We start from the raw sequence: 24,794 nt of genomic DNA, 5'->3' as shown, positions 1-24,794 counted from the left end.
ATTGTGTTATAATCATTTTATTTTTTATACAGGGTGTAGGCTTTTCCTACACCTGTTTTAATATCATATAATTGAGTTTCAGGCAAATCAACAGATCCTCCAGGTGCCAGTTTGGAAACTATCGGTTTTGGCGTTTTGGTCATGAAGAAAAAAGGATTTTGATTCTCACCCATTGCATTTTTGGCTTCAAGTTTGGATAAATTTAATTCATTAGGCACCCTGATCCGTAAATTTCCGCCCAGGTTCGATTTAATCACCAGTTTAGTGATCATGCCATTTACCCATTCCAGTTTAACAATCTCAAATCCTCCCTTTGCCCGTAAACCACTAACATGTCCATTTGATTTCCAGACATCGGGCAGTGCAGGCAGAAGTTGAATGGCGCCATTATCTGATTGCATAAGCATCTCTGCTATACCGGAAGTGCATCCAAAATTGCCGTCAATCTGAAAAGGCGGATGCGCATCAAAAAGATTATTGTAAGTACCGCCACCCGCCTGGTTTCCACCCACGGGCGTTAACTGGTTCTGAATAAGTTTGTACGCATGGTTTCCATCCAAGAGTCTCGCCCACCAGTTCACTTTCCATCCCATGCTCCATCCTGTAGAAACATCGCCACGCTGGATTAGGGTCTTTTTAGCTGCTAAATATAATTCTGGCGTTTGGTATGGCGAAATTTGAGCGGATGGGAATAAGCCATATAAATGAGATACATGCCGGTGGTTATCTTTTGGATCGTCAATATCATCAATCCATTCCTGCAACTGGCCGTATTGCCCAACCTGCATTGGCGGGAGCTGGCTGCGCATTTTTTTCAAGGTATCTGCAAACGCTTTATCTTCACCAAGAATTTCTCCCGCACGGATGACGGTGCTAAAAACATCATATACAATTTGATTACTCATTGTGGTACCTGCATCGAGCGAGGAACCCTGATGTGCTGCAGGGGCATTTTCAGGAGACATATCCGGATTAATGACCAGATAGCCTCTTTTAGGATCTTTAACCAGGAAATCAACATAAAACATTGCCGCTCCTTTTAAGGTTGGATAGGCTAATTTAAGAAATGCCTGATCTCCGCTATAAAGATAATGCTCCCACAGATGCTGACTGGCCCAACCTCCGCCGTGATTCCATGTACCCCAAAATGCGCCGTCTACAGCGCCGGTAGCTCTCCAGATGTCGGTGTTGTGATGTGCCATCCACCCTCTGGCACCGTACATATCATGAGCAGTTTGCTTTCCCGTTTCGCTCAGTTCTTTGACCATTTTCAAAAAAGGCTCATGCAATTCGGCCAGATTTGTTTTCTCCGCGGGCCAGTAGTTCATCTCCGCGTTAATATTGATGGTGTATTTGCTGTCCCAGGCCGGATATAATTTATTATTCCAGATTCCCTGGAGGTTAGCAGGCTGGCCACCAGGCTGAGAGCTCGAAATGAGCAGGTAGCGTCCATATTGAAAATACAGGGCTGCAAATTGAGGGTCGTTAACGGAATTAAAATTCTTAAGCCTGACATCGGTAGGCACATTTTCAAAATCCGCAGCGCCCAGGGATAAATCTACCCGATCAAAATATTTGTGATATTGTAATTGATGGGCTTTTAAAATTGTCTTAAATTTTTTCGGCAATGCACGGTTCAGCATTTCCCTGGCCTTTAACTTTTCATTCCCGCTAATATCTTTGTAATTGATAAAGTTTGTGGCAATAGATAAATAAATAGTTACCGCACTGGCATTTTCGACAACAATTGTACGCTCCGTGCTGGAGATTTTACCGCCAACGTTCTTAAATGCAGCGATCCCATTGAAACGGACAAGCCCTGGCACCCCTTCATGTGCGGTTGAGGTTCCGGTAATTTCAATTTGTCCCGGCACTTGCGTATTGATTTTAGCAGAAGGCTGCAGGGAAGATAATGAAGAGGTAAAGCTTAACGCACCTGGTTTACTCGAGCGAAGCTCTATTGCAATCACACCATCGGCCAGTGAGGCCAGACAACGCCTGGTATAAACCACATCTTTTACCTTATAACTGGTGGTTGTTACCGCATTACTGATATCCAGCTCACGGTAAAAGTCTGTGTAGGCTTCATGGCCGGCAAAATCCAGGTGTAAATCTGCAACGGGTTGAAAAATCTGCCCCTGAGACTTTTTGCTGATAATAACCTTATTGGAGAGCACTTCTGCCTGCTTTTGTTTACCCTGAAAAATAAGTGCTCTAATGCGGGCCAGGGAATCTAAGGCTAAAGGATTATCATTTCTGTTGGGGCTACCACTCCACAGGGTATTCTCATTTAACTGAATAATTTCATTAACAACATTTCCGTAAACCATTGCACCAAGCCGCCCGTTACCAACCGGTAATGCGTTCTCCCAAATTTGTCCGGACGGGCTATTATACCATAATTTTAATTTTGGTTTTGGTTTTTGCCGGGCAGCACCTGAGAAAACAACATGGATGAAGAGCAGCAATAGCACAAAGTTTTTCATGGAGAAGAACATCAGGCGTTAAGGGTTGAGACTATAATTTTGGAAAGAAGCCTGATCAACAGGTTTAAATAACAACTGACTAAACAGGTACAGATCATTCTTCCATACTTTAAAATCGTGCACGCCTGGTTCGATATAATAAATATGTGGCACATTTTTATCTGCCAGATACTCATGGGTACGTTGAGAGAAGTTAAGCAATCGATCATTATCACCGCAAGAAATCCAAAGCAATTTAAGCATCGCTTTACCTTTTGCCGGATCTGGTAATAATTCTGCAGGCACCTTGGTATTTGGCGCAGAAGAAAAACCACCAACCCAGGCAAATGTATCTAAATTACCCAATCCAAAATTCAAGGACTGTCCCCCACCCATAGACAAGCCGGCAAGTGCACGGTGATTTCTGTCTTTAAAAACATTATAATTTTTTTCCACGTATGGAATCAGATCCAGAAGCAAGTCCTTTTCAAAGTTTGCAAAGGCCGCAACTTTTTCCGGAGCCATAATATTTCCCGTGGCACGGTCATCTTTCATCGCCCTGCCGTTTGGCATCACAACCAACATGGGTTCCAGCTTGCCCGAAGCATAGAGGTTGTCGAAGATGACCTGAGGTTTCCCACCATTCAGCCATTCCTTTTCATCCCCACCAATGCCATGCAGCAGATATAAAACAGGGTATTTTTTAGTTTTCAGATAACCTGGCGGAAAATAAATGGTGGCTTTTCTGGTTGTTCCGACCGTTTTTGACGCATATTGTATCGTATCTATTTTTCCGTGGGGGATTTCAGCCTGACTAAGGTCAAAACCTTCAGGAGCCACAGGAATCTGCTTTTGCGCGAAAACTGCAGTTTGAATAAAAATCAGTGTTGCTAAGATGGAGATTAATCTTTTCATTTGAATTGGTTAGAGTTGGTTGGCAGGATTAATTGATTAGCCGCCAGAAATTAATTATTACTACAAACTTAAGTGCATGCACCGCATGATGATGGAACCATTGATTATATTGATGGAAAAAATGTTCAAAAATACCATTGGGCGGAACAAATCATCATTTATTTAAAAATCTTTAATGAACTTAGGCTATAGATAATTTAGAAAGAGACCGAACCAGAGCGCATTTCGAAAAATAATTGACCTTAAACTTCACTAAGCTAAGAAAAAATTAAAAGCTATGCAACGTTTTTGGCAATCGATTGCACGGCAGAAACTGCAGGAGAAATATCTTTTCTTTATAAGACCAGGAGCTAAAGAACCAAATATGAAACAGACCATTAAAAAAGAAATGGAAAATATTGCAGATCAACTTAAAAAAGCAAATTAGAAATATGATAGTTTGCGATCAAAAAATACTTCAAAACAATACCGCTCTGCTATGAAAATGATTCAAACAATGCGCTGGTATGGCCCCGATGATATTGTTACCCTAGCCGATATTCTGCAGGCAGGCTGTACAGGAGTGGTAACTGCTTTACATCACATCGCCGTTGGCGAAATCTGGCCGGAGGAAGAAATATTGGCCCGCAAGGCAATTATTGAATCCAGTGGACTAACCTGGGAAGTGGTCGAAAGTCTGCCGGTACATGAGGACATCAAAAAAAGACAGGGCAATTATCAGTTATGGATTGAAAATTATAAAGCCAGCCTGAAAAATCTGGCAAACTGCGGAATCAAAGTAATCACCTACAATTTCATGCCGGTGTTAGACTGGATGCGGACCGATTTAAAATTTAAAACCCACACCGGTGCACTAGCTTTAAGATTTGAGAAAACTGCATTCATTGCTTTTGACCTTTATTTGTTAAACCGCCCCGGAGCAGCCAATGACTATACACCCCAGGAATTGGAAGATGCCAAAAGCTTCTTTATTAAACTTAATCCACAAGAGCAACGCACTTTAATGAGTAACTGCCTGCAGGGCCTTCCGGGAAGCAAAGATCATTTTACTAAAGATCAGGTGCTTACTTTACTGGAAGGATATAAAAACATTTCTTCAGAAATACTGAGTAATAATTTAATCAGTTTTTTGCAGGAAATCACCCCTACGGCCGATCAAAGCGGGCTCCAGTTAGCCATCCATCCGGATGATCCTCCCTACCCGATTTTAGGTTTGCCAAGAATTATGAGTACAGAAGAGCATGCACATAAAATATTAAAAGCTGTGCCTGCGCCTTCCAATGGAATTTGTTTTTGTAGCGGTTCTTTTGGTGCCCGACCAGATAATGACTTAAAGGGAATGATTGAACGGTTGGGAAACAAAATATATTTTCTACACCTGCGAAGCGTTCAACGAGAGGATAATGGCAATTTTTATGAAGCCAATCACCTGGAAGGAAATGCAGATATGAGTGCTTTGGTCACTGCAATCGTAAAACTCATGCACGCAGAGGACAGATCTATCCATATGCGTCCTGATCATGGCCACCAAATGCTTGATGACCTGGATAAAAGCCCCTATCCTGGCTATTCTGCCATAGGAAGATTGAAAGGACTTGCCGAACTAAGGGGACTCGAATTGGGGATCAGCGAAACTTTAAAAACCGAAAACTTACATCATTAATACATGCAGCAATTTTTAGGTTGAGATTAAGTGTAAAAAATCAACAAAAATTTCGAGCATATTTTCTTCAATAGCCAAATATACAATTATGAAAAAAATCCTTTATTTATTCTTGCTCTGCTTTACCTCACAAGCATTTGCACAAATAAAATTTACAAATCCAATTCTTGCCGGTTTTTATCCAGATCCCAGTATCACTAAAGTAGGTACTGACTACTACCTGGTTAATTCTACTTTTTCCTATTTTCCAGGCATCCCTGTTTTTCACAGCAAGGATTTAAAAAACTGGAAACAGATTGGAAATGTAATTGAGCGAAATACGCAGATGACTTTTCTGGGCGATGGAACCTCGCGTGGTTTGTTTGCACCTTCCATTAATTACCATAAAGGAACCTTTTATATGACTTGTACCAATATAGATAAGGGGGGGAATTTTGTGATGACTGCTAAAAATCCTGCAGGTCCATGGAGTGATCCGGTATGGCTTCGCGACGTAAAAGGGATTGATCCATCTTTATTTTTCGATCAAGATAAAGCCTATATCGTTTACAATAGTGATGCCCCGGACAATAAACCACTTTACAGTGGCCACCGTACCATCCGTACCTATGAATTTGACCCTGTAACACTCAAAGTTAGCGGAGAAGAACATTTGCTTGTAAACGGCGGAGTGGATATTTCTAAAAAACCGGTATGGATTGAGGGACCACATATTTTTAAACGCGAAGATTGGTATTACATCTGCGCTGCTGAGGGTGGAACAAGTGTAAATCATTCCCAGGTTATCCTTAGAAGCAAATCAGCTACTGGACCTTATGTTCCTTACGAAAACAATCCAATCCTAACCCAACGGGATTTAGATCCAAACCGTCCGAATCCGATAACCTCTACAGGCCACGCAGAACTGGTGGAAGGACCTGATGGAAAAACTTATGCTATTTTTCTTGCCGTGCGTCCATACGAAGGAAATTTTTACAACACCGGAAGAGAAACCTTTATTGCTCCGGTTAAATGGACAAATGGATGGCCTGTAATTAATCCTGATTTTAAGGAAGTTCAATATCAGTATACAGCAGATTATAAAGAAATCAAACAAGCAGGCGCGCCACCACAAAACGGAAACTTCTCTTACAGGACAACATTTGATAAAAAGTTAGACCAATCTTTACTTTTTTTAAGGAAAAACGACAGCTCATGGTATAGCTTAAGCAAGAAAAATGGGTTCACGATGAAACTTAAGCCTGAAACCGTTATGGAGAAAACCAATCCGGCGTTTCTTGGAAAACGTCAGCAGCACATGTTCTGTACAGCCAGCACAGCGCTTCAATTCACTCCAAAATCCGAAAATGAGAAAGCAGGATTAATGATTTTCCAGGGAGAATTTAATTTTTACTTCATGTGCAAATCCATTAAAGAAAACAAAACGGTCATTCAGCTTTTTAAAGGCGATAAAAAGGCCGGAAATATGATATTGATTACTGAATTACCGCTTTCAAATCCATCGGCAGCGATACAGCTGGAAATTGAAGCTAAGGGAGGTTTATATGATTTTAAATATAAACAAGGTAACGAAGGCTGGCTTACGTTAAAAAAAGATGTTGATGGTAAATATTTAAGCACACAGGCTGCAGGCGGATTTATCGGATCGCTGTTCGCCTTGTACGCCACGTCTTCCGGCCAGCAGAGCAATAATACAGTAAGCTTTAAGTGGTTGGATTATAGCGGTAACGATAAAATCTATCACTCAAAATAACAGGCGACACTAAGTCGTATAATCAGTTTAAATGCCCTGCTCTCCATCCGGTAGCTACCGGATGGAGAGCAGGGCATTTTTAATTGTCATCCTGAGAGGTAATTTATGGAATAAAATTAATATAAAGACAGATCTTTTTGGCAAATGGTAGGCTGCGCTAGATCGTCATTCCCAACTCGATTGGGGATCGTAATGCAAGCACTTTAAGATTCCCGCATGCGCGGGAATGACGGCCGTGCTAGTGAAATCCTGTCTATGGTAGAGGTAATTTATAGAATAAAATTAATATGAGAGACAGGAGAATTTAATGTTGTAGATCTCCCCGAGAAATCGTCATTGCGAGAAGGCTTTTTCAGCCGACGAAGCAATCTTACAACGATCGCTACCAGCGTGAGCATTAAGATTGCTTCGTTCCTCGCAATGACGATTTTTCTATTGAAATCTGTTTATGATAACATAATCGAAAGACCTTCAATAATACAATATAGAACATTTTGATAATCTTCAGGCTCAGCAAGAGCTGAGCCTGAAGAGAAAAAATTTAGAAAACCTGGTTTTATGATACCAGTGCTTTCTTTTTTAGAAAGGTTTAACTTAATTCTTACTTAATCTTTATTGGGTTTTATCAACTCAATTGTACCATCTTTAAGGTGATTAAGTTCAGTTACTTTCACGTTTCTTAAATGTGTTTTTCCCGAGAGCTGTGTATCATGATAAAAGATATACCACTTACCTTTGATTTCAACAATGGAATGATGAGTAGTCCAGCCCTCAACAGGAGTCATGAAAGTGCCCTGATATTTAAAGGGACCCCATGGATTATCCGATATTGCCGATGCCAGAAAATGAGTATCGCCTGTTGAATAAGTAAAATAATACTTTCCATTATATTTGTGCATCCAGGCGCCTTCAAAAAACCTGCGGTCATGATCCTTGGTAAGAAAAGGTTTGCCTTGCTGATCTAAGATTACAACATCTTTTACTTTACCGTCAAAAGCAGTCATATCCTTGCTTAGTTTTACAACTTTTGCACTCAAAGCAGGTTCATTTTCCTTTTCAGAATCAGTTTTAGAACCATTCGGATCATATTTTCCGTCTTTCCAGCGTTGAAGCTGTCCGCCCCAGATTCCACCAAAATACATGTAACTGCTACCGTCAGTATCGGTAAAAACCGCAGGATCAATACTAAAACTTCCTTCAATTGGCTCTTTAGCTGCTTTGAATGGTCCGACTGGATCCTTGGAAGTTGCTACCCCAATCCTGAAGACATCATTTTTATCCTTCACAGGAAAATAGAGATAGTACGTACCATTTTTATAGGCCGCATCTGGCGCCCATAATTGCCTGCCCGCCCATGGAATATCACTCACGGAGAGTGCGGTATCATGAATAGTGACCTTGCCACCAATGCTATCCATACTGAGTATCCGATAATCTTTCATATCAAAATGATCCCCGTTGTCATTTTCCTTTACGCCCGATTCTATATCATGCGATGGATAGATGTAAATTTTACCATTAAAAACATGTGCAGAAGGATCTGCAGTATAAATTTCCTTCACCAGTGGCTCAGAAAGGTAGTGTTTTGCTTTAGTTTTTGCAGCTTCATTTTTTTCTGAATGCTTGTTTCCTTCCTGGCAAGAGCTTCCTAAAGCAGCAATTAGCGCAACGGCCAAAATAGATTGGCTTTTAATTTTTAGATTCATTATTATTCATTTTTGGTTATATACGGTTATAAAAAATTATTCCATTCAGGATGCTCGATGGTTTACATAAGTTTAAAATCCTAATAGATAGGCAAAGGATAAAACTATGTTAAAAGAAGAATTTAGTATGGAAACTTTGAATAATATGATAGCAGAAATGTTGATTATAAATTTAAAAAACAGGTATAGCGCCCACTTTTTTCAATGCTTTAGCTTATAATCTTTTATTTAAACTGGCTGAATTAATTTATTGCAGCTATCAGACTGGCCTTTAATTTTGCCCATTTGAGCATTTTTTATGATGAAAAATGCTATTCACAATCTGCAGCGTTTAATATTTTAGCTTCAGGTTAAACGATGGAAATTAATATGAAACAAATCATCACAAAAGGACTAAAACATTCGATAAAAACGATAGGAACCAACCTAAATAACGTTGCTCTCAAATTGATCAAACCTAAAGCCTGCAGCAAACCATTAGGAATTGCCTTGTTGCTTGCATTTTTGTGGTGCAATAGCGAAAAATCATACGCTCAGAACCCTAAATTATATGTTTTCCTGAGCTTCGGTCAATCTAACATGGAAGGAAATGCGCCTTTCGAACCTCAGGATACAACAGGAAATAACAGATTCAGCGTTCTGCAGGCAGTTGACTGTCCGGAGTTAGGCAGAAAGAAAGGAAACTGGTACACGGCTAAACCACCTTTATGCCGCTGTAAAACTGGTTTAACGCCAATGGATTATTTCGGAAGAACCCTATTGGATTCACTTCCCAAAGATGTGCGCATCGGGATTATTAATGTAGCAGTTGGTGGTTGCAAAATTGAGTTATTTAATAAAAACAATTATCAAACCTATACGGCCACTGCGCCAGAATGGATGAAATCAGCCTTAAACGAATATGGCGGAAACCCGTACGGCCGTTTGGTGGAGTTAGCCAAAATTGCACAGCAATCCGGCGTTATCAAAGGTATTCTGATGCACCAGGGCGAATCCAACACGGGCGATCAGGAATGGCCAAAAAAAGTGAAGGCAGTTTATGAGAATCTAATCAGGGATTTGAATTTAAATCCGGCATCCACGCCACTCCTTGCCGGCGAGGTAGTTAATGCGGATCAGGGAGGGGTATGCGCATCGATGAATAAAATTATTGCAAGTTTGCCAGAAACAATTCCTAATGCACATATCATATCATCAGCTGGCTGTACCGATGCGGCAGATAATCTACATTTCAATGCGCAGGGCTACCGCATGCTTGGCGAGCGTTACGCTAAAACCATGCTTTCCCTATTAAAATAACATTAAAAAATGCAGAAAAGAATATTTGGAATATCACTTTTGATGGGCCTGCTGTCAGTATTGGCAAGTTTTGCACAGAACCCGATCATTCAGACCTATTATACAGCTGACCCGGCGCCAATGGTACACAATGGAACCGTTTATCTATATACTTCGCATGATGAAGATATTACGGTGAAAAACTTTTTCACCATGAACGATTGGCGGTGTTATTCTTCAAAGGATATGGTTAACTGGACTGATCATGGAGCCATTTTATCCTATAAAGCTTTTAGCTGGTCGCGCGGTGACGCATGGGCAGGCCAGTGCATATTCAGGGATGGAAAATTCTACTACTACTTACCCGTTAACCAAAAAAATGGTGGGAACGCCATTGGTGTTGCCATTTCAGACACGCCTACAGCAGGCTTTAAAGATGCAATAGGCAAGCCCTTGCTTTCAGGCTTTGGTTACATTGATCCAACTGTTTTTATTGATGATGACGGGCAGGCCTACCTGTATTGGGGCAATCCCCAATTATATTATGTAAAACTGAATAAGGATATGATCTCTTATGATGAAAAAGTTGGTATCGTGAAAGTTCCACTAAATAAGCAAGGCTTTAGTGCGAGGAAAAAAGATCCGGATAAAAGACCATCAGAATATGAGGAAGGACCATGGTTCTTTAAACGAAAAAGCAAATACTACCTGCTTTATCCGGCTGGTGGCGTTCCGGAACATTTGGCATATTCTACCAGCAAAGGTCCAACAGGCCCCTGGATATATGGGGATACCATTATGAAAGTGATCGAAGATCGTGGTGCATTCACCAACCACCCCGGCTATATCGATTTTAAAGGTCAGTCTTATTTATTTTATCATGACGGAGCTTTACCTGGTGGCGGAGGTTTCAAACGCTCGGTTTGTATCGAACCATTCAGTTTTAACCCTGATGAATCCATTCCGAGAATTAACCGCACAAAAGCAGGTGTATTGAAAAGTGCCTCAAACTTAGATCCTTTTACCCGTGTTGAAGCCGAAACCATAGCCTGGTCTGAAGGTGTAAAAACTGCCAAAGATAGCCTAACAGGGGCTATTTATGTATCCAATATTGACAATGGCGATTATATCAAAATCCGCAGTGTAGATTTTGGCAAAGGCGCTACAAAGTTTGAAGCAACCGTAGCCTCCCTATCCTCAAAAGGAAATATTGAACTTCGGGCAGACAGTTTAAACGGCAAGCTGCTGGGAAAACTGGAAGTAAAATCAACCAAAAATACTCAGGATTGGAAAGCCCGGCTGTGTAAAATAAACCAAATTACCGGTGTACACGACCTGTATTTGGTATTCAAAGGTGAAGGTAATAACCTGTTTAATTTTGACTCCTGGCGTTTGATCCGCTAATAGCAGGTCATTTAATTACCTCAGGTTCCAGCGCTGTGGAGCTCACATGAAGATGTTTAACTGCGGTTTCTTGATCAGGAACTAAGCAAATTAAATGGAATGATGGATAGAAAAATCCACATCAGCCCTTAAAATAAAACTAAATGGAAATAACACCTATAAAAATGGTAAAGAAATTCAGAATAGGCGCAAGCTTACTTTTAAGTTTCATAACGCTGGGCACTTTAGCCCAAAATCCTATTATACAGACTAAATTTACGGCCGACCCGGCACCAATGGTATATAAAGATACCGTATACCTGTACACCTCCCATGATGAAGATAATGCGGGCCCTGGAATGGGCAAATTCCTGATGAAGGATTGGCTTCTTTATACTTCAACAGACATGGTAAACTGGACAGACCACGGCGCTGTCGCATCTCTGAAAAACTTCAGCTGGGGAAAGCAGGATAACGGAGCCTGGGCACCCCAATGTATCGAGCGTAATGGAAAATTCTACCTGTATTGTCCGGTACAGGGAAGTGGCATTGGTGTCCTGGTAGCAGACAGTCCTTATGGACCATTCAAAGACCCTATAGGAAAAAGGCTTATTGATGATGACCATCTATGGAATGACATTGATCCCTCTGTATTTATTGATGATGACGGACAAGCCTATCTGTATTGGGGCAATCCAAACCTCTGGTATGTAAAGTTAAACAAAGATATGATTTCCTATTCTGGGGAAATCGTTAAAGTAAAAGATGTAGGTAAAGAAAAAGGGCAGACCAAGGCTGATATTTACCATTATCAGGAAGGTCCGTGGACTTATAAACGCAATGATCATTACTATCTTGCCTATGCCTCTACTTGTTGCCCGGAAGGGATTGCTTACGCAATGAGCAAAAATGCAACCGGTCCCTGGGACTATAAGGGTTACCTGATGAAACCAAATGAAAAATCTTCAGGAAATCACCCCGGAATTATTGATTACAAGGGTAAATCATATTTGTTTGGTTTTAATTTCCGGTTAAATTTTATGATCACAGATAAACATCATGAAAGGCGCTCGGTTTGTGTGGAAGAACTCAGCTACAACCAGGATGGCACCATCCAGGAGTTGCCATGGTGGTCGGAAACTGGAGTGAAACAAGTCGGTAATTTGAGCCCTTTTAAACGTACCGAAGCTGAAACAATAAACTGGGCTGAAGGCATTAAAGCAGAAAAAGACGCTGTAAACGGGCGTATTTTCACCACCAATAAACAGGCAGGTGCCTTCATTAAAATTAAAGGTGTCGATTTTAAAAGTGGCGCTAAAAAGTTTGAAGCCAGTTTAACTTCCCTTACGGGCGGAGGAAAGCTGGAAATCAGGATTGATGATCAAAATGGCAGGTTAATCGGAACGCTTCCCGTAAAAAGTAAAACTATTACATGGGAAACAATCTCCTGTACGCTTAATCAGGTAAAGGGCGAGCACGACCTATTCCTGGTATTTAAAGAGGGGATATTCAGTTTAGACTGGTGGAAGATGATAAAAAAGTAAATCCGGATTGATAAAACTGTTGGTTGTGGGACCTTTGAGTTAAATTAATTCGCATGTCAGTCTGAGGGTTAATTAATTATTTAAAATCAATATGAGTGGCTTACAATTGATATCTTTTGCCATACGCCAAGATCCTGCCTCGGCTCGCCGCCGCCGAAGGGCTCTTTCTTTTTGGTGTCAAAAAGAAACAAAAAACACCGGCTGAAAATTTTTCTTTCAAAGCTAGTAGCTTGGCTTAAGCAATGCTACCCGAAAAATTTGTTAGGCCGGATTTAAGCAGAACGGGGATATCGTGCTATGGCCTAGCTGGGCGGAAACACTAAAGCAATTAAATTACTGATTAATAACGACTTAAAAAATAACGTCAATAATAGTGTAGTCGAAGACCATTTTAACAAATTAATGAAAGCAATCCATTACGCTATCAATGACAGATTTAAAAAATCGCCGTCATTTCGACTGAAGCGCAGCGAAATGGAGAAATCTTTTAACATAGTTCAAAGATTTCTCCACTGCGGTCGAAATGACGCCCCTTGTATATATGTCATCAACCCTCCGATGTATTTGAAAAATTCTAACCTCTACCATTGACAGACCATTCCAAAAAAGGTCGTCATCTCCTTTGGTTTATCAAACTGATTTTTCGACCGAAGCAACGCGAAGTGGAGAGACCTTTGTTCTATTTATTGAAATCAAATTTAAAAGATTTTGCTTCGCAGAGCCTTCGGGTTCTCTACTGCGGTCGAAATGATACTTCGAGACCATTCACCTTCTTTATCCATCTGTACATTCATATTGATTTTTATACATAAATTATCCTTCAGGATGAAGCCAAAGGTTATGTAATACTTGCTGTAAAAATTTAAACTGGCTCTTAGTTATTTTAATTGCGTTGCTTAAACGCTGTTTTTAATAGATTATAGAAAAAAAATTATAAACGTTACCATAACATTTAAAAATATTACCTAATTTTCGTTTTCGAAAACTGATCAGATAAATCTAAACCAAATAAGCTTATTCCGTTGTGATGAATATCCCAAAATTACTCCACAAATCTTTAGCTATGAATTATTTTAAAGGTATTTTACTGGTAATGGCATTGGTTGCCAGCCACGTGTTATCTTTTGCCCAAGACCTGAACGTCACAAGTCCAGATCAGAAATTGATGGTTAAACTATATTTAAACGAGGGTAAACTTTATTACAATGTAGTATTACAGGGAAAAGAAATGATTGAGCGATCTCCTCTGGGGCTTCGCGGAAGCCAGATGGATTTATCGTCTGGTCTTAAGCTAACCGGTAAACAATCACGAAAAATCGATGAGCGTTACAATGAACCAAAAATCAAGATCAGTAGTGTAAACTACCAGGCAAATGAGCTCATCTGCAAATTTGAGAATACCAAAAAGAACCAGATTGAAGTAGTATTCCGTGTGAGCAATAACGACATTGCCTTTAGATATCAGGTTCCGCAGACCGGTGAAAACGCAAGCTTTGTCATTGAAGAAGAACTGAGCGGATACAAATTTCCGGCAAACACCACTACATTTTTAAGCCCGCAGGCTACCCCCATGATTGGCTGGATGAAAACCAAACCCAGCTACGAAGAAGAATATAACCGCGATCAGGCCATGGGCGTCCCTTCAAAATATGGTTTAGGCTATACTTTTCCTGCCCTTTTCCATTTGGGTAATGATGGCTGGGTATTACTCTCGGAAACTGGCGTAAATTCACTATACTGTGGTTCCAGGCTGAGCGAAGGCACTAAAGATGGAAATTACAAAATTGCTTTCCCGGAGAAGGGAGAAAATAATGGCATCGGGAGTGCAAATCCAACGATATCATTACCCGGCAATACGCCCTGGCGTACCATTACTGTCGGACGTACGCTGAAACCGATTGTTGAAACTACTGTTCCATTCGATGTTGTAACGCCACAATATGCCGCATCGAAGAACTATACCTTTGGACGATCTACCTGGAGCTGGCTGTTATGGCAAGATGAAAGTATTAATTTCGAGGATCAGAAAAAGTTCATCGATCTTTCTGCGGCAATGGGCTACGAGTTTGTGTTGATTGATAACTGGTGGGATACCAAGATCGGACGGAAAAAAATCGAGGAACTGGTTGCCTACGGAAAAGAGAAAAAAGTTGGTATTTCCTTATGGTATAACTCTAATGGTTTTTGGAACGATGCCCCACAAGGACCTAAATATAAAATGAATACAGCCTCGGCAAGAAAACAGGAAATGGCCTGGATGCAACAAATTGGTGTGAAAGGAATTAAAGTAGATTTCTTTGGTGGCGACAAACAGGAAACCATGAAACTTTATGAAGATATTTTATCTGACGCCAACACTTTTGGCTTAACGGTAATCTTTCATGGCTGCACAGTGCCTAGAGGTTGGGAAAGAATGTATCCAAATTATGTTGGAAGTGAGGCCGTATTGGCATCAGAGAACCTGATATTCACCCAACATGCAAATGACACCGAAGCCATCAATGCCAGCCTTCATCCCTTTATCCGAAATGCTATAGGCGCAATGGATTTCGGACCAGTTCTTTTAAATAAGCGCCATAACAAGAAAAATGACGGAGGAACAATTAGAAAAACAACAGAAACTTTCCAATTGGCAACCGCTATTCTTTTCCAGAATCCAGTGCAGAATTTTGGGATCACCCCAAATAACCTCAGCGATGTTGCGCCTCATGTGATCGATTTTATGAAAAATGTGCCCACAACCTGGGACAATACTGTTTTTATTGATGGATATCCCGGAAAATATTGTGTATTGGCACGTCGCCATGGTGATACCTGGTATATTACCGCTATAAATGCTGAAACTACAGAGAAAACAATCGACATTTCGCTGCCAATGTTATCTGGTGCTGAAACTACCTTATACTCGGATGCCGATGACCGTTCACCTCAAATAAAACAGCTGAAATTAAATAAGGCAAAACAATTAAAACTAAAACTTTTACCAGGCGGAGCAAATGTAATCGTGGCGAAATAAAATAGCGCTACAGAAGGGGATGAAATAGAATAGTCGTCATCTCGACCGAAGCAACGCGGAGTGGAGAGATCTTTGGAGCAAGTTGAATCAAATTTAAAAGATTTTGCTTCGCAGAGCTTTCGGGTTCTCCACTTGGATCGAAAGGACGATTTATCTTAGAGCCTGTTTAAAATTGGATAAAATTTATTTCGTATGTCAGTCTCCAATAGAATGGGCGTCATCTCGACCGGAGCAACACAGAGTGGAGAGATCTTTGGACCAAGTAAGTTATTGAAATCAGAATAGTCGTTATGCAAGCGTTTTAAGATTCCCGCCTGCGCGAGAATGACGGCCGTACCGATAGATTCTGTCTATGGTAGCGTAGTCGAAGGGCATTTATTTGCAATTTATTAATCTCACGGAGTGTTCGACTACGCTCATACTGACCAAACCCGGCACTTAACTTAACGACAAATTTGGTCAGCCACTCTCAATAACAATGATCTATTTTTCTCTTTTATTTCTTTTGAATGATTTTAAAATCACTGAATGATGCATAACCAGAAATATCACCATAGGTAGCATGATAAACGCCCACCTCTAAAACTCTGCTACCCATATCATCTCTTTTTATCGGACTGCCGGGAAGATTTACCCAGGCCTTTCCATCATGGCTGCCACGCATAAAAAATAGATTTCCCTGCCTTTGTATTTGTAAATGACGATAAAAAGCCCATCCCGCCAGGTTATTCAACTGTTTGCGTTCCCCCGAATTAAAATCAGTAACAATGTTTCCCACACCCCAGCCTGGCATAACGCCATTTTGTACAAGCTTTGCCCCACTTGATGGTTCTTTAACCATTATACCCGCCTCATTTGCACCATAAGCTTTCTTTTGGTTCAGCCCTAACATATCCGACAGCACCACCTCGGCAGTAAAATCGCCTTCCACTTTATTGTAAGCAAATGGCCCTGTTGCCATTGATCCATCCCAAAATGTATTGTGCGAGACCAATTTCAATACCCCGGAATGCTGTGTAACGGTATCTGCATTTCCGATCAAACCGTCCCAGGAAGTTCCTTTCAAACCATCTGCGCTTGCCGGAACCGACAACGCCATTCCATTTTGCTTTCTGATTACAAAAAGTGCAGAATCTGTTGTAATAGCGGAAGGCAAAGAGGTTTGGGTAACATTGCCAAAGTTATCTCTAACCTTTACGGTGTAAGTATAGTGCTTTTCTGGCGCAACAGTAAAATCAGTATAATCTGAAGACCTTAACCATTTTTGGGCATTTTCATCCCCATCACGTTTAAAAAGGTATTCAAAATTGGTACCCGGCAATGCTGGTTTATCCGCAGCCATATCAACCATATTTGGCGTAACAGCTGACGGTTTAGAGGCGAATGATGCATTTGTGAGGTTATTATTTAGTGTCTGTTTCCAAAAATTAAATTCCAGCTTACAACTGTTATCATCAAGACCATAATTAAATACAGAAATTGAAGATATGGCTATTGAAGTCCCTTCTGTTGCAGATCCGATTAACATACGCTGATCTTTTTGCCTTTTAGAGGCATCGGTATTTCCGGCTAATTTACCATTTACAAAAATCTTAAATTTCCCTTTATAATACGTACAGATCACCTGCTGCCACTTTCCGGTTCCCGCTATCCTGGCGGTTTTATTTCCTTTGCAAAAAAATAAATCTGTTTTTGATCCGGCTTGCGAATACAATGAAAAAATGGCACTAAAAGGTTTTGAAAAGTCTGGTGTTTCAGCCATTTCATTGCTAAGAAGCAATTTACCCTTACTTTGCAACACCACTGCTATTTTCCCATTTACATCAGCAACTTCTGCCTTTCCCCTAATTACAAGTACTCCCAAAGCAGCCCCGTTGTTGGTCCATTTATCTAAACTGCCATAGTCCAGATTTTTCGCCTCTACCTGCAGCACGGTATTATTGCGAACCCCTTTTTGATAGGCCGCTTTAATTTCTTCATGGCTTAGCGGCACATCATAAATTTTTAATGAAGCCAATGCACCGGAAAATCCTGCACTTCCATCTTCATTTCCGCCGATTAGAAAATGCTTGAGGTTATTGATAAAAAGCATCCTTCTTTCGCTCCTATCCAATTCCCCGTCAACATAGATCTGTTCCATTGTACCATCAAAAACAATACTGATCAGATGCCATTCACTAGCTTTTGGCAAATGCTTGTATCCTAAATCTGCCCATCCCAGGTGGGTTATTGCACCGGCAGTTTTACTATTCCCATAACCAACGGCAGCATTACTTAAATTAACCCCTCCCCGCCCTGTCCACGAAAGAATAGTTTCTTCCTTATCAATCTCCGGATTTAAAACCCACATACTTACACTATAACTGCTGTTTCCTAGCAGTGACTGTGGTGCAGGAACTGATGAAGATAAGCGCTCCTGACCAGTAAAAATTAATGCTTTTTTGCCTCCGATCATGGAGGTAATGGGTTTAGTTATTCCACCAGCCACAAAATGCCCTCCCAACTTCCCTTTATTTTGAACGTTTGCTACAACGGTGCCTGTCCGGAGATGATCTAATGCCAGGTCTACCAATAAACCTTTTGGTTCAAAAGCTTTTAAAGGTTGCCATTTTTTAATCTTGGTATTCATTACCGGATGATATTCCGCATCATCGAAAACCTTAATATTCCATATCGCTTTATTCAATCCCGGATATTCCGTCTGTAAAACCATTGTACGAAGATATCTCGCCTTTATATTTCCGAAATCAATCATCGGGCTCCCATGTTGTGTATTTCTGCTGCGATCGGCATATATTTTCCATGTTTTCCCGTCAACCGAATACATGATCTTATATTGATAGTACCAGGTGGCATATTCAAACTGCGTGTGGATACTTCTAACATGCGCTGTTTTTCCCAAATCTACCTGCACCCAGGCAGGCCCTACATTACTTTTGCCTTTCCATAATGTTCCATTGTCATCATCAAAAGCAAATTCCGCTTTAAAATTTTCATCATAGCTGGAGGATGCGGACACTTTTTTACCATACGCTAAATTTGGATGTGGGTTGGCATTTTTTGCCAGATAACCGATTCCGGTATGGGTAGGTAAAATCTTCAATATATTCCCTTCATCATCAAACTGCATTTTATCTACAGCAACCTGCCTGTGGTAACCGCCGTCGTTATGCGGATTATTATGCCGGTGATAAACCAGGTAAAAATCATCACCTTGCTGCAATACAGATTGGTGCCCCGGTCCGTGCACCGTTCCGTCTTTATTTGTAGATAAAATCGGGTTATTAGCGGCATATTTAAAAGGTCCCATCGGGTTGGTTGCAGTTGCATATTGAACCCTGTAAGTGCCATCCTCACAATAACCTGAGGAATAAGTCAAATAATAAATTCCTTTTCTTTTAAACACAAAGGGTGCTTCGAAAAACTCTTTTGCATCAGTATTGGGAATCTGCGCCAGCCTGGAAAAGGATTTCATATCTTTATTTAAAAGACCAACTCCACAACCATGGTTTGGATAGATGCCCCAGGTGCCCCAATACATATAATACTGGCCATCATCATCTTTAAAAGTCTGTCCATCAAGCGTAATCACATTTGGCACCATAAAATTAGATACAATCGGTTTACCCTTAGGCAATAGCGATGTCCAGGGACCAACAGGGGTATCAGCTGAAGCACCAAAAATCTCAACAGGCTGGCAGTAATATAAATAGTACTTACTATCCGCACCCTGGGTTACATCCGGCGCCCAGTAGTAGTGCGTGGTTGGCCAGTTCATATCCTGCATGGTCCAATTCACAAAATCTTTAGATGTCCATACCTGAGAAGGACCGAAACCACCACCGTTACCATCTGTTGTAGCATATATGTAATAGGTATCTCCGAACTTCTTTACCGTTGGATCTGCAAAATAACCCGGTATAATTGGATTTCCATGTAGCACAGCCTCCTTTGCAGATTGCGCCATTAGGATTTGAAAAGTAGAACACAACAGGAATAAAATGAATGGCTTTAGATATTTTTTCTTCATGGTTAAGTGTTACCTCAAATTTTAGGAAACGGCTTTATAGGTCTGCATGTAAATATAGACGAAGTAAACCCCAGATTACCGTTGTATATTAATGCATAGTATCAATATTTTAACCTTTTGTATCTGGAAATAGCAGTCTGAATAATATGATACAAAAAAGATCAGAGTGAACCAATTCATACCTCCATCAGTAATAATTTTGGATCCGTAGCATAAAATAAGGTTAAAATATGCACAATACCTGCAATTTATAGCGATTTATTCCTTACTCCTTTTGCTTAATTTTATCTTTAGGAAAAGGTCTTTTTAAACTTCATTAAGGTGATGGGCAAAAAACCTTATGAACTAAAATAGCATAGACAGATACATTTACGGGGAGCATCATATATAGAATTGTCATCGCGAGTTTATAGACTGCCATAACACCACCTGAGGTATTTCGATTCATCGTCAAACTCAGTAAAGGCTTAGCGCAGGATAACAACGCCCATGGAAACTAATTTTATGATACGACCTCATTATTGACAATAGATTAAATATGAAAATTTACAAAGTGCTCCGCTCCATTCTATATCTTGCTGTTTTTATAGCGGCAAGTAACACGGTTCTGGCACAAAATGGTGATCAGATCCTTGATGGCATCGGTGAAACAGGAATGAGCGCACGGTATATCTTTAATGGAGATTTAAAAGACTGGTCAAGAAATAATCTGCATGCAAAATTTCACGGCTCCAACCCCGGGTTTGTTAATGATAATCGTTTTGGAAAGGTTTTATCGCTTTCCGGGAACGACAATTCCTTTGTTACAATCCCATCAGAGGCACTGGCTGATGTTGAATCGCTCAGCATATCCGGATGGATCTACCTACGGTCGGGCGAAGCTGGGCAATCGTTTTTTGATTTCGGAAAGGATGCCAGCAAACATTTTTTTGCAGCACCACTAGGCACAAAAATCCAGAAAGGTTTCCTGGCGCAGCTAAAAGCGAATGAGCGCAACAGCAAGGAAGCGGTTTCTGCAGCCATCGAAATGAACAAGTGGGTCTATCTTACGGTAGTCATTGATGCGCCTTCAAAATCTATGAGTACTTATGTAAATGGCAAGCTTGTAGCCGAAGCAAAAGATATTACACAGGAACTAACGGCCGTATTTGATCAGCAATTAAAAGAAAAAAAATTACTCTATATTGGAAAATCGATGTCGCCAGGCGCACCATATCTTAATGCCTTGTTGCACGATTTCCGCATTTATCGTATTCCCCTAACCGCCAGACAGATTGCCGGGATTTACAACAATTCGCAGAAAGGCGCACAGCAGACTGCGGTGAACGTTGGTAAAAGCGAGGACGATCTTCCACGCTTTAACAAAGACAAGGCACAGCTTTACAATACTTACCTCACACATGTTGCGGATATTGAAATAGAAACAGCAGTTGGGAATTTACCGCGATTACCAGCTTACCTTAAGGGCACTTACAAGAATGGACTAAAAGGCCCAAAAGTACGGGTGTTGTGGCCTTCTGACATAGATAATACGGCGGTTCTTAAACCGGGAAAATATACCGTAACCGGCCGGGTTTCCGGAACAGATTTTAAACCAAAGGCATTTGTTACCATAAATGCGTCAAAAGAGCAGAGTACTCCGGTTTCAAATCTGGAGGCTTTTCACCTGGACCAGGTTTCACTTAAAACCGATGCGCATGGACACGAAACTAAATTTATCGAAAACCGCGATAAATTTATCAGAACATTAGCCCAAACCGATCCAAATTCCTTTTTGTATATGTTTCGCCATGCTTTTGGTCAAAAACAACCTCAAGGTGCAGAACCCTTAGGTGTATGGGATAGTCAGGATACTAAATTAAGGGGGCATGCTACAGGCCATTACCTTTCTGCCATTGCACAGGCTTATGCCGGCACAGGTTATGATAAGGCACTCCATGCTAATTTCGCAAAAAAGATTGATGATATGGTCAATACGCTTTACGAATTATCCATGTTATCGGGAAAGCCACAAAACCCTGGCGGCCCGTATGTATCAGATCCTGCAGCTGTTCCGCATGGGCCCGGCAAATCGGATTTTGATTCAGACCTTAGCGATAAGGGCATCCGCACCGATTACTGGAACTGGGGAAAAGGATTTATCAGCGCTTACCCTCCCGATCAATTTATCATGCTGGAAAAAGGAGCTAAATACGGCGGACAGAACAACCAGATCTGGGCACCTTATTATACTTTGCATAAAATCCTGGCAGGCTTAATCGATGTTTACGAAGTAAGTGGCAATAAAAAAGCCCTCGAAATAGCATCAAACATGAGTGACTGGGTATATGCACGTTTAAGCCAGTTGCCACAAGAAACGCTCATCAAGATGTGGAACACCTACATTGCCGGTGAGTATGGCGGAATGAACGAGTCGATGGCCCGCATGTACAGCATCACTGGCGAACAACGCTACCTTAAAACAGCACAATTATTTGATAATATAAAAGTATTCTTTGGCGATACCGCACATTCGAATGGCCTGGCGAAAAATGTCGACAATTTCCGTGGGTTGCATGCCAATCAACATATCCCACAGGTGGTGGGAAGTATAGAAATGTACCGTGTTGCCAACAATCCTGAGTATTACAAAGTAGCAGATAATTTTTGGCACAAAATGGTAAATGAATACATGTATAGTATCGGAGGCGTTGCAGGTGCACGTAATCCGGCTAATGCAGAATGTTTTACTGCCCAGCCATCAACACTGTATGAAAATGGTTTCTCTGAAGGGGGCCAGAATGAAACCTGTGCGACCTACAATATGCTTAAGTTAACAGGCGATCTGTTCCTCTTCGATCAAAAGGCAGAGTTGATGGATTATTATGAACGTGGCCTTTACAATCATATCCTGGCATCAGTTGCCGAAAAAAGTCCGGCAAATACCTATCATGTTCCGCTCAGACCAGGTTCTGTTAAACAATTTGGCAATCCGGATATGAAAGGCTTTACCTGCTGTAACGGTACAGCATTAGAGAGCAGTACAAAGCTACAAAATTCGATTTATTTTAAAAGCAAGGATAACCAGGCGCTTTACGTGAATCTGTATATCCCTTCTACGCTAGAATGGAAAGCGCGCAATATAAGAATAGAACAAACAACAGATTTCCCAAAAGAAGACCACACCAAACTGACGATTAAAGGGAGTGGAAAATTTGACCTCCATGTGCGTGTACCGGGATGGGCAACCAAAGGTTTTTTTGTAAAAATTAATGGTAAAGAACAAAAGCTTGCGGCAAGCCCAGGCAGTTACCTGAAAATTAACCGTAATTGGAAGGATGGCGATATGATAGAATTAAAAATGCCATTCCAATTCCACCTTGATCCGGTTATGGACCAGCAGAACATAGCCAGCTTATTTTATGGCCCTGTACTGCTTGCCGCCCAGGAGCCGGAAGCAAGAAAAGAATGGCGTAAAATTACTTTAAATTCACAGGACATTAGCAAAACCATTAAAGGCGATCCACAACAGTTAAGATTCACGATTGACAATCTTGTTTTTAAACCATTTTATGAAACATACGGCCGTCATTCCGTTTACCTGGATGTAACCTTAAAATAAGCAATTGGGGAAATGCTTAAATCGAAATAATAAAATCTTGTTTAAAAATTAATTGGTATGTCAGTCTGAGCGTAGTCGAAGACCATTTCAACGCGATAATAAAAGCAATCCGCTACGCTACCATAGACAGACTACAATAGAATGGTCGTCATTGCGAGTAACCATCAGGTCTGTGGCCTGAAAAAAACAGGAATGACGTCCTATATACGCTTTCTAACGTATTAGGTTTAAGATTTTGCATCCTGCAAAACTCATTGAGCTAAGATGTCTAAGGTGGTCGTAAAAATTAAAGACTACGCAGTTTAATTAACCACCTTAGACACCTAAGAACATCTAATTTCATTAAATAATCCTTTAGGCTTTCACACCATATAAGAACATGTAAGCTTATATGGTCCTTAAATGTCTTATATGGTCAAAAAAATAACACTAAATATCAGTTATTTATATAAACGTCATTATAAGGAGGAACGAAGAAGCAATCTATCATGCTAGTAATCCTCGCTAAAGATTGCTTCGTCGGCTAAAAAAGCCTTCTCGCAATGACGGATCCGCGTCTGTCCGTAGCGTTCCGAAGGGTTCTACGGATTAATAGTAGAAAAGATTCTGTGACTCGTTTTAATTGAGTTTATAAACTCAATTTTATTCTTGTACGCTATGCTTAACGCTACGGACAGCGCGGGATAAAAAAATCCGGACAGCCGTTTATTGTTTCTTTAACCAGGCTGCTCCGACACAGTAATACACCAACAATACCTTAAGATAACTTTCCCTTTATCTTTTATTTAGCTATTGTTAGCCTGCCGATCTAAAGCGAGTCAAATCTTTGGTCTACCTGATCTCCAACAGGGGCATCGCTCAACTAAAGCAAGGGTTAAGCAGTGTGCAAGCAGGTGTAAAGCAAGCCTGGCCGGAAGGTGGCATAAACGTGGGGTAAATGTGGCGTAAAGGTGGACTTGAAATGTTTTTTTTGGGAGGATCTTTAATCAGACGAATTGATTTGGGTTATCATCGCTTTTGATTAACCTAATATAAAAAATTATGGTGAAGCGGGCAAAAAAAGAGCTTCTTAATTTTTGGCGCGGGCAGCAGAAATACAATTTATTCGTGTCTGTCCGTGGCGTTCCGAAGGGTTCTACGGATAATAATAGAAAGAGTCTGTGACTCGTTTTAATTGAGTTTGTAAACTCAACTACCATTGACAGATTCCAATAAAACGGTCGTCATCTCGACCGCAGCAACGCGAAATGACGATACTTTGAGACCATTCGCCTGGAATTGTAATAGTCTATTGGAGACAAGAGTCCAATCTTTGCATGCAGCCCGACCAGATTTATAATACCTTATCCTAGTGTATCGAAAAACTTATTAACAACCATTTACACCAGTATATTTAAAATATTCCTTCTAATAAAAAAAGCCCCATTAACTCATTTAGAA

At 40.7% G+C, this 24,794-nt stretch carries 12 protein-coding genes; 8 read left to right on the top strand and 4 right to left on the bottom strand.

The window, feature by feature from the left end; translation table 11 throughout:
• Positions 1-17 precede the first annotated feature (17 nt).
• Together KYH19_RS01030 and KYH19_RS01025 are read right to left on the bottom strand one after the other, a co-directional pair.
• Positions 18-2,486 carry a glycoside hydrolase N-terminal domain-containing protein gene (locus tag KYH19_RS01030; protein ID WP_255562522.1) on the bottom strand — a complete coding sequence of 823 codons (2,469 nt, stop codon included), beginning with the start codon at positions 2,484-2,486 and terminating at the stop codon, positions 18-20.
• A gap of 18 nt (positions 2,487-2,504) precedes the next feature.
• Positions 2,505-3,380, bottom strand: coding sequence for an esterase family protein (locus KYH19_RS01025; protein ID WP_219077235.1), 876 nt, complete (start codon positions 3,378-3,380; stop codon positions 2,505-2,507).
• Between the two features lie 277 nt (positions 3,381-3,657).
• Here KYH19_RS01025 and KYH19_RS01020 point away from each other — a divergent pair, with 277 nt between their 5' ends.
• The 3 genes from KYH19_RS01020 (at position 3,658) to KYH19_RS01010 (ending at position 6,796) form a co-directional block, all read left to right on the top strand.
• On the top strand, positions 3,658-3,807 hold the full coding sequence (locus KYH19_RS01020) for a hypothetical protein (protein ID WP_165902683.1): 150 nt from the start codon (positions 3,658-3,660) through the stop codon (positions 3,805-3,807).
• Positions 3,808-3,858: 51 nt separating this feature from the next.
• Positions 3,859-5,043 carry a mannonate dehydratase gene (uxuA, locus tag KYH19_RS01015; RefSeq protein ID WP_219077234.1) on the top strand — a complete coding sequence of 395 codons (1,185 nt, stop codon included), beginning with the start codon at positions 3,859-3,861 and terminating at the stop codon, positions 5,041-5,043.
• Between the two features lie 88 nt (positions 5,044-5,131).
• Entirely contained in the window at positions 5,132-6,796 is a 1,665-nt protein-coding gene (locus KYH19_RS01010) for a glycoside hydrolase family 43 protein (protein ID WP_219077233.1), read from the top strand.
• Positions 6,797-7,401: 605 nt separating this feature from the next.
• Here KYH19_RS01010 and KYH19_RS01005 read toward each other — a convergent pair.
• Positions 7,402-8,502: a glycoside hydrolase family 43 protein gene (locus KYH19_RS01005; RefSeq protein WP_219077232.1), complete on the bottom strand. Its 1,101-nt coding sequence runs from the start codon at positions 8,500-8,502 to the stop codon at positions 7,402-7,404.
• Between the two features lie 369 nt (positions 8,503-8,871).
• On the opposite strand from KYH19_RS01005, the gene KYH19_RS01000 reads away from it, so the two are divergent.
• The 4 genes from KYH19_RS01000 to KYH19_RS00985 all read left to right on the top strand — a co-directional run bounded on the left by KYH19_RS01000 (position 8,872) and on the right by KYH19_RS00985 (position 15,723).
• Positions 8,872-9,801: a sialate O-acetylesterase gene (locus tag KYH19_RS01000; protein WP_219077231.1), complete on the top strand. Its 930-nt coding sequence runs from the start codon at positions 8,872-8,874 to the stop codon at positions 9,799-9,801.
• 9 nt (positions 9,802-9,810) lie between these two features.
• A complete protein-coding gene (locus KYH19_RS00995) occupies positions 9,811-11,184 on the top strand; it encodes a glycoside hydrolase family 43 protein (protein WP_219077230.1) in 1,374 nt (457 codons plus the stop codon).
• A 143-nt stretch (positions 11,185-11,327) separates the two neighbouring features.
• A complete protein-coding gene (locus KYH19_RS00990; protein WP_255562521.1) occupies positions 11,328-12,707 on the top strand; it encodes a glycoside hydrolase family 43 protein in 1,380 nt (459 codons plus the stop codon).
• 1,063 nt (positions 12,708-13,770) lie between these two features.
• Positions 13,771-15,723 carry a glycoside hydrolase family 97 protein gene (locus KYH19_RS00985; RefSeq protein ID WP_219077229.1) on the top strand — a complete coding sequence of 651 codons (1,953 nt, stop codon included), beginning with the start codon at positions 13,771-13,773 and terminating at the stop codon, positions 15,721-15,723.
• Between the two features lie 496 nt (positions 15,724-16,219).
• Here KYH19_RS00985 and KYH19_RS00980 read toward each other — a convergent pair whose 3' ends face one another.
• Positions 16,220-19,753 (bottom strand): family 43 glycosylhydrolase, encoded by a 3,534-nt coding sequence (locus KYH19_RS00980; RefSeq protein WP_219077228.1) that lies wholly within the window; start codon positions 19,751-19,753, stop codon positions 16,220-16,222.
• A gap of 538 nt (positions 19,754-20,291) precedes the next feature.
• Between KYH19_RS00980 and KYH19_RS00975 the strand changes: the two genes are divergently transcribed.
• Complete coding sequence (locus KYH19_RS00975; protein WP_219077227.1) at positions 20,292-23,354, top strand: beta-L-arabinofuranosidase domain-containing protein; 3,063 nt, start codon at positions 20,292-20,294, stop codon at positions 23,352-23,354.
• Positions 23,355-24,794 lie beyond the last annotated feature (1,440 nt).

Origin of the sequence: Pedobacter sp. D749, from assembly GCF_019317285.1 — a bacterium.
GTDB lineage: Bacteria > Bacteroidota > Bacteroidia > Sphingobacteriales > Sphingobacteriaceae > Pedobacter.
Note: the sequence above shows the minus strand (reverse complement) of the source record. Positions and strands in the feature narration are given on the sequence as shown.